This window comes from Mesorhizobium sp. M1A.F.Ca.ET.072.01.1.1, assembly GCF_004023325.1.
Lineage (GTDB): Bacteria > Pseudomonadota > Alphaproteobacteria > Rhizobiales > Rhizobiaceae > Mesorhizobium.
In genome coordinates, this window is sequence record NZ_RZSF01000342.1 from 1 (window position 1) to 6,884 (window position 6,884).

Below are 6,884 nucleotides of genomic sequence, written 5' to 3' on the forward strand. Positions count from 1 at the left end.
CCTTCGTAATGGTCGCGCACCAGCCTGTCGAGCAGCCGTACGCCAAAGCCGGAGCCCCAGGATTGGTTGATCTCGCTCGCCGGCGCGCCCATCGCGGTGCCGGCGATGTCGAGATGCGCCCAGGGCGTGTCCTTGACGAAACGCTGCAGGAACTGCGCGGCGATGATGGCGCCGCCATAGCGGCCGCCGATGTTCTTCATGTCGGCGTTCTTGGACTCGATCAGCTTGTCGTATTCGGCGCCAAGCGGCATGCGCCACAGCCGCTCCTGCGTCGCTTGGCCGGCGCCGAAAAGCCTGCCGGCCAACTCGTCATTGTTGGAAAACAGGCCGGCATAGTGCTGGCCAAGCGCGACCATGATGGCGCCGGTCAGCGTCGCCAGATTGACCATGAATTTCGGCTTGAAGCGATCGTTGGTGTACCAGAGCGCATCGGCGAGCACCAAGCGGCCTTCTGCGTCGGTGTTCAAGACCTCGATCGTCTGGCCCGACATCGAGGTGACGATGTCGCCCGGGCGTTGCGCATGGCCGTCGACGGCGTTCTCGACCAGGCCGATGACGCCGACGATATTGGCCTTGGCTTTGCGGGCGGCCAACGCACGGATCAGTCCGGTGACCGCGGCGGCACCGCCCATGTCGCCCTTCATGTCCTCCATGCCGGAGGCCGGCTTCATCGAATTGCCGCCGGTGTCGAAGGTGACGCCCTTGCCGATGAAGGCGATCGGCGCGTCCTTGGCCTTGCCGCCCTTCCATTGCATGACGGCCATGCGGGCGCCGCGCGGCGAGCCCTGCGCGACGCCAAGCAGCGAGCCCATGCCGAGCCTTTTCATCTCCTTCTCGGTGAGGATCTCGACCTCGACGCCGAGGCCTTCCAGTTCCTTCGCGCGAGCGGCGAACTCGACCGGACCGAGCGTATTGGCCGGCTCGTTGACGAGATCGCGCGCAAGCAGCACGCCTTCGATAACGGCCTCTTCCGCGGCGAACGCCTTCTTGGCGGCGGAAGGGTCGGCGCAGTGGATGGTTATCTTGGCCGGCTTTGCGGTTTCGGCCTTTTTGCTCTCCGCGCCCTTGGCGTCGGATTGGCCGTCTTCCTTGTCCTTCCTGGTCTTGTATTTGTCGAAGCCGTAGCTGCGCAGCAGGATGCCGGCGGCAAGGTGCGCCGCCTGCCTGCCGTCCGGCTGGAAGTCCGGAAGATCGAGGATGACTGCGACTTCCACAGCCTTGCGCAGCGCGGCGGCAACCGCGCCGCCGAGCTTCAGCCAGGCGTAGTCGTCGAGGCTTGCGACCTTGCCGGCGCCAACCGCCACCAGCCGGTCGACTGAGGTTCCCTCCGGTGCCAGCACTTCCACCGAGCTCGCGAACTTGCCGGAGAAATCGGCGACCGGAAACGCGCGCGCCAATGCGCCAGCCGGGTCGCAGGCCTTCGCGGCTTCGCCAAGGCCGCCGCCGTCGGCCGCAAGCACGAAGACGCTGCCTTTTTTGGGCGCGGCGAATTTGGCGAAGGCAATCGAAGGTCTCGAAGTCATCAGATCCTGCTTCCGGGGTGAGGCGCCGCGAACCGGCTTTCAAGCGTGCGCGACATTTGGTCGTTTTCGGCCATTTGGCAAGACTTTGGCCGAAATCGCTGTCTATATCGCCCCCGAAACCAACCAAGGATTCGTCGCGGCGGAACGCAAGCTTCATGCCGCAACCTGTTGTTAACCATGAATGTTTCGCATTTCTTATTCATTGACGCGGAGACTCCGCCGCGCCGGGCGCGTGGCGTGGAGAGGACAAACCAGATGAGCCGCCTATGGACCCGGTTGTGCAGGCGTCGGCGGATGACTACCTTGTCGGCGGGCATGATGCCGTTCGGCACAATCGAGAAAAGCCTTCATGAAGGTCGTTGAACGCTACATCATGCGTCGCGCTACCGCGATGTTCCTGGCGGCGCTGGCGTGGACACTGGCGATCGTGTGGACGACGCAGGTGCTCGCCAAGATCGATTTGGTCACCGACAGCGGCCAGTCGGCGTTGACCTTCTTCGAAGTCGCGGCCCTGATCATCCCCTCGATCGTCCCGATCGTGGTGCCGTTCGCGCTTGTGGTCGCGGTGGCGCAGACGCTGAGCGCCATGAACACGGATTCGGAGCTGGCGGTGATCAACGCCGCGGGCGCCTCGCGTTGGGCGATCGCGCGGCCGATCCTTCTGCTGGCGCTGGCGGCCAGCGTCTTTTCCTTTGCCGTCGATAACGGCGTCGATCCCTATGCCAGGCAGAAGAACCGGCAGCTGGTGGCGGCCTCGCGCGCCGACCTTCTGTCACTGATCATCCAGGAAGGCACCTTCCGTAAGATCGACGACGGCCTGTTCCTGCAGATCGGAGAACGGCTGCCCGACAACAAGCTCGGCGGCATCTTCGTCGCCGATTCGCGCGAGGAAGGCGCCAACCTCACCTATTACGCAAAGACCGGCAGCATCGTCGAAAAAGGCGACGAGAAGGTGCTGATGATGAATGACGGCGTCATCAACCGCAAATCGGTGACCGGCGACCTTTCGGTCATCCGTTTCACCTCCTACGCCTTCGACCTGTCGGCCTTCATGTCGGCGGCGAACGAGATCACGCTGCTGCCCAAGGACCGGACGACGCCATACCTGCTCGACCCGGATCCCAACGACAAGATGTACCAGCGCAATCCGGGCAGCTATACGGCCGAGGTCAACCAGCGCTTCTCCGAATGGTCCTATTCGCTGGTCTTCGCGCTGATCGCGCTTGCGGTCGCGGGCGACGCGCGCTCGCACCGCGAGGCGCGCATCCATCCGCTGATCACGGCAATCGCTATCGCCCTTTTCGTCCGCTGGCTTGGCTTCTTCGCCGCCGGCAAGGCCGACAAAGTCTGGTACTACGCCTATATGGTCTACGCCGTTCCGATCGTGGCGTCGGCGGTCTCCGCCTGGTTCATCGTCTCGTCGCGGAGCATGGAACTGCCCGCCGCCTGGGCCGACTGGATGACGAATCTCGCCGGCCGCGTCAGCGAGGGCTGGACGGCGCTCAAGCTGTGGCTCGCCCGGCGCGGCACCTCCGGCCAGGGAGCCTGACGATGGGCTGGACGCTGGGCCGCTACTTCTTCTTCCGCTACGTGTCGATCACCATCTGGTTCTTCCTCGGCCTTCTGGCGCTGGTGTTCCTGATCGATTTCACCGAACTTTCGGGGCGCACGACCGGACTGCCGGGCTTCACCTACGGCACCGCCTTCGCCATTTCGGCGCTCAGGATGCCGATGATCATGCTGCAGACGGTGCCTTTCGTCGGGCTGTTTTCGGCGATGGCGACGCTGGTCTCGCTCAACCGCCGCTACGAGCTTGTCATCGCGCGCTCGGCCGGGGTTTCGGCCTGGCAGTTCCTGTTCCCGTGCTGCGTCGGCGCGCTGATGTTCGGGCTGCTGTCGGTCGGCGTGCTCAACCCGATCGCCGCGCACGGCTTTTCCTGGTCGGAGCAGATGGAAAACCAGCTGCGCGCCGGCAAGTCGAACGCCGTCGCGGAGGACACGACGCCTTGGCTGAGGCAAAAGACCAACTCCGGCGACACCATCATCGGCGCCCGCGCCATCCTCAACCAAGGACTGGAGATGGCGGACGCGGTATTCTTCGTCCTCGACCAGCAGGGCAACATCGTCGAGCGCAAGGACGCCGCGCGCGCCTTCCTGCGCGACGGCTACTGGGAATTGCAGGACGTCAAGCTGTTCAAGGACGGCAACATCCGTGCCGAGACCTCCGACCGCGTGGCCACCAACCTCAAGCCGGAATTCGTGCAGGAACGCCTGGCGCGCCCGGAAACCATCCCGTTCTACGATCTGCCGGCAAAGATCGAGGTTGCCCGCTCCTTCGGCCTCAAGGCAAATGCCTTCGCCATGCAGTTTGATTCGCTGGTGGCGCTGCCGTTCCTCCTCGTCGCCATGACGCTGATTGCGGCAACAGTTTCAATGCGATTTGCGCGGATGGGGCAGTCGGCGACGATGATTCTGGGTGGCGTCCTGGCCGGCTTTCTGCTTTATGTCGTTTCGGTACTGGTCAAGGCATTCGGGGTCGCCGGATTCGTGCCTACAATGGTGGCTGCATGGGTTCCGGTTGTCGTGGCTATGTTCTTCGGGGTGACTTTTCTGCTATACAAGGAAGACGGCTAGTGAGGGAGGCTGGTTTGCGCAGCCATAGGCAGGCCGGCCTGGCACGCCTTTATGGGGCGACAGCCTTGGCATGTTTGTTCGCTTGCGTGGTACCGACGGTGCCGGCGCTGGCGCAGACCATCACGGCGAAGCCTGTTCCCTCCGGCACACAGATGCTGCTGGCCGCCGATACGCTCGTCTATGACAACGACAAGCACACGGTGACGGCCGTCGGCGGCGTGCAGATCGACTATGGCGGCAACAAGCTCGTCGCCCAGCGCGTGGTGTACAACCGCGACACCAAGCGCCTCGTCGCCAGCGGCGCCGTCGAGCTCATCAACAGCGACGGCACCAAGATCAATTCCGAGCATATCGACATCACCGACGATTTCGCCGACGGCTTCGTCAACGCGCTGCGCGTCGAGACGGTCGAGAAGGCCTATTTCGCGGCCGAAAGCGCCGAGCGCATGGGCGGCGTGCTGACGACATTCCACAACGGCATCTACACCGCTTGCGAGCCCTGCGAGGACAAGCCCGACTCGGCGCCGACATGGCGCGTCAAGGCGAGAAAGATCATCTGGAACGGCGAGAAGAAGACGGTTCGCTTTGAGAATGCGAATTTCGAGTTCTTCGGCTATCCGCTTGCCTATTTGCCAGCCTTCGAAATCGCCGACCCGACGGTCAAGCGCAAGAGCGGCTTCTTGATCCCCGGCATCGTCTACAACAACAACCTCGGCGTCGGGCTCAAAGTACCCTACTATTTCGCGCTCTCGCCGACCTATGACCTGACCGTCACCGGCAGCGGCTTCACCAAGCAGGGCTTCCTCGGCGAGGCCGAATGGCGTCAGCGCTTCAACAATGGCGAATACAGCCTGAAAATCGCCGGCATCAATCAGCAGGATCCGGACGCCTTCATCGGCACGGGCAATCGCTTTACCGTCGATTCGGGAGAGCCAAACGATCCCAATAAGTTCCGCGGCATGATGGGCACCAAGGGCCAGTTCGCCATCAACGAGCGCTGGAACTTCGGCTGGGACGTGCTGCTGCAGACCGACAAGAATTTTTCGCGCACCTATAACATCGACGGCTACAACGACCTCGTCCACCAGTCGTCGATCTATCTGACGGGCCTGAGCGACCGTAATTATTTCGACGTCAGGGCAATGCGGTTCGAGGTGCAGGAAGACACGCTGTCCAGCGACCCGACGGCGCGCTCCGCCAAGCAGCCCTGGGTGCTGCCGTCGTTCGACTACGCCTATATCCCCGACATGTCGGTGGCGGGCGGGCAGTTGTCGCTCAACGTCAATGCTCGCGTCATCAGCCGCGACCGGCTGGACGCGGTGCTGGCCAATCCGCTCGACGACACTTCCATCAACAACGTGCGCGGCCTCGAGGGCCAGTCCAGCCGGCTGACGGCGGAGGCCGAATGGAAGCGCACCTTCACCACCGATGACGGACTGCAGCTGACGCCGTTGCTCGCCTTCCGTGGCGACGCCGGCTATGTGTCGACCACATCCGAATCGCTGGCGGCGGTCAACCAGATGGCGGCGAATCTCGGCGAGGATGTCGACATGCGCTCCTCGCTCGCCCGCTACATGGCCACGCTCGGCCTGGAGATGCGCTGGCCGCTCCTGTTCTCGATGTCGAACTCCAGTCATGTCCTGGAGCCGACAGCGCAGATCTTCGTGCGGCCGAACGAGCAATATGTCGGCGGGCTGGCCATTCCGAACGAGGACGCGCAGAGCTTCGTCTTCGACGCCACGACCCTGTTCGAACGCGACAAGTTCTCCGGCTACGATCGCATCGAAGGCGGCACGCGCGCCAATGTCGGCTTCCGCTACTCCGGCGCCTATGGAAACGGCTGGGGCACCAACGCCATCTTCGGCCAGTCCTACCAACTGGGCGGCGAGAACTCCTTCGACGCGCCGGACCTCGTCAATGTCGGCGCCTATTCGGGCCTGCAGACCGCCAAGTCCGACTATGTCGGCCTCATCGGCTTCAACAGCCCGAGCGGCTTCTCCGGCTCGCTCAGCGGCCGGTTCGACGAGCAGACATTCGAGGTCAGGCGCGCGGAGATCAAGGCGGCCTATTCCGGCCTGCCGGTTTCGCTCAGCGCCAAATATGCCTTCATCCAGGCGCAGCCGCTCTACGGCTTCGCCACGGACCGCCACGAGGTCACGCTCGGAGCCTCTACGCACCTGGCCGAGAGCTGGCGGATCTTCGGCACCGGCACCTACGACCTGGAGACAAGCGTCCTGGTTAAGGACGGCGTCGGCTTCGCCTATAACGATTCCTGCTTCACCTATGTGATGACGTTCTCGCAGACGCGCGATACGGTCACCAAGGAGGTGTCGCAGAATATCGGCTTCAACCTGTCGTTCCGCACGCTCGGCGATTTCGGCTCGTCGACCAGCGGCGTCGACACGATCCAGTAAGCGGAGGCAGCGCCGGTCACGGCGTGCGCCGTCGCTGGCGTGAAGCTTGGATTGGCGCGTGATCCTTCGAAAGTGGGGCCGATTCTCGGGGTCATGCGCCGGCGACATTGTTTCGCCGCATAGGACGGGCATGGGGTCGACCACATAGCGCATGCGTTCGGAGGACGTGCGGCGCCGTCGTGGCGGATAGGAATTGGGAAGGTGAGATGAGGAAATACCTGTTTTCGGCAGGATTCGCGCTGCTGGTGGCGGCGACCTCGGTTTCGATCGCGGCAATGACGCCGCCGGCATTCGCCAGCCAGATCAAATATGT

At 63.4% G+C, this 6,884-nt stretch carries 4 protein-coding genes and 1 pseudogene; 4 read left to right on the plus strand and 1 reads right to left on the minus strand.

The genetic code is table 11. From position 1 onward, the window contains the following. On the minus strand, window positions 1-1,523 hold a 1,523-nt coding region (locus EOA32_RS30970; protein ID WP_128373742.1), incomplete at its 3' end, for a leucyl aminopeptidase. 349 nt (window positions 1,524-1,872) lie between these two features. Between EOA32_RS30970 and lptF the strand changes: the two genes are divergently transcribed. The 4 genes and pseudogenes from lptF to EOA32_RS40230 all read left to right on the plus strand — a co-directional run. Continuing rightward, complete coding sequence (gene lptF / locus EOA32_RS30975) at window positions 1,873-3,072, plus strand: LPS export ABC transporter permease LptF (protein WP_095779171.1); 1,200 nt, start codon at window positions 1,873-1,875, stop codon at window positions 3,070-3,072. A 2-nt stretch (window positions 3,073-3,074) separates the two neighbouring features. Continuing rightward, the gene (gene lptG / locus EOA32_RS30980; RefSeq protein WP_095779172.1) at window positions 3,075-4,157 is read left to right on the plus strand and encodes an LPS export ABC transporter permease LptG; all 1,083 of its coding nucleotides are present in this window, start codon (window positions 3,075-3,077) and stop codon (window positions 4,155-4,157) included. Then, complete coding sequence (locus EOA32_RS30985; RefSeq protein WP_189407511.1) at window positions 4,157-6,571, plus strand: LPS-assembly protein LptD; 2,415 nt, start codon at window positions 4,157-4,159, stop codon at window positions 6,569-6,571. The genes lptG and EOA32_RS30985 overlap by 1 nt, the downstream gene beginning before the upstream one ends. A 206-nt stretch (window positions 6,572-6,777) precedes the next feature. Beyond that, window positions 6,778-6,884, plus strand: a pseudogene (locus EOA32_RS40230) (peptidylprolyl isomerase); the annotation flags it as partial.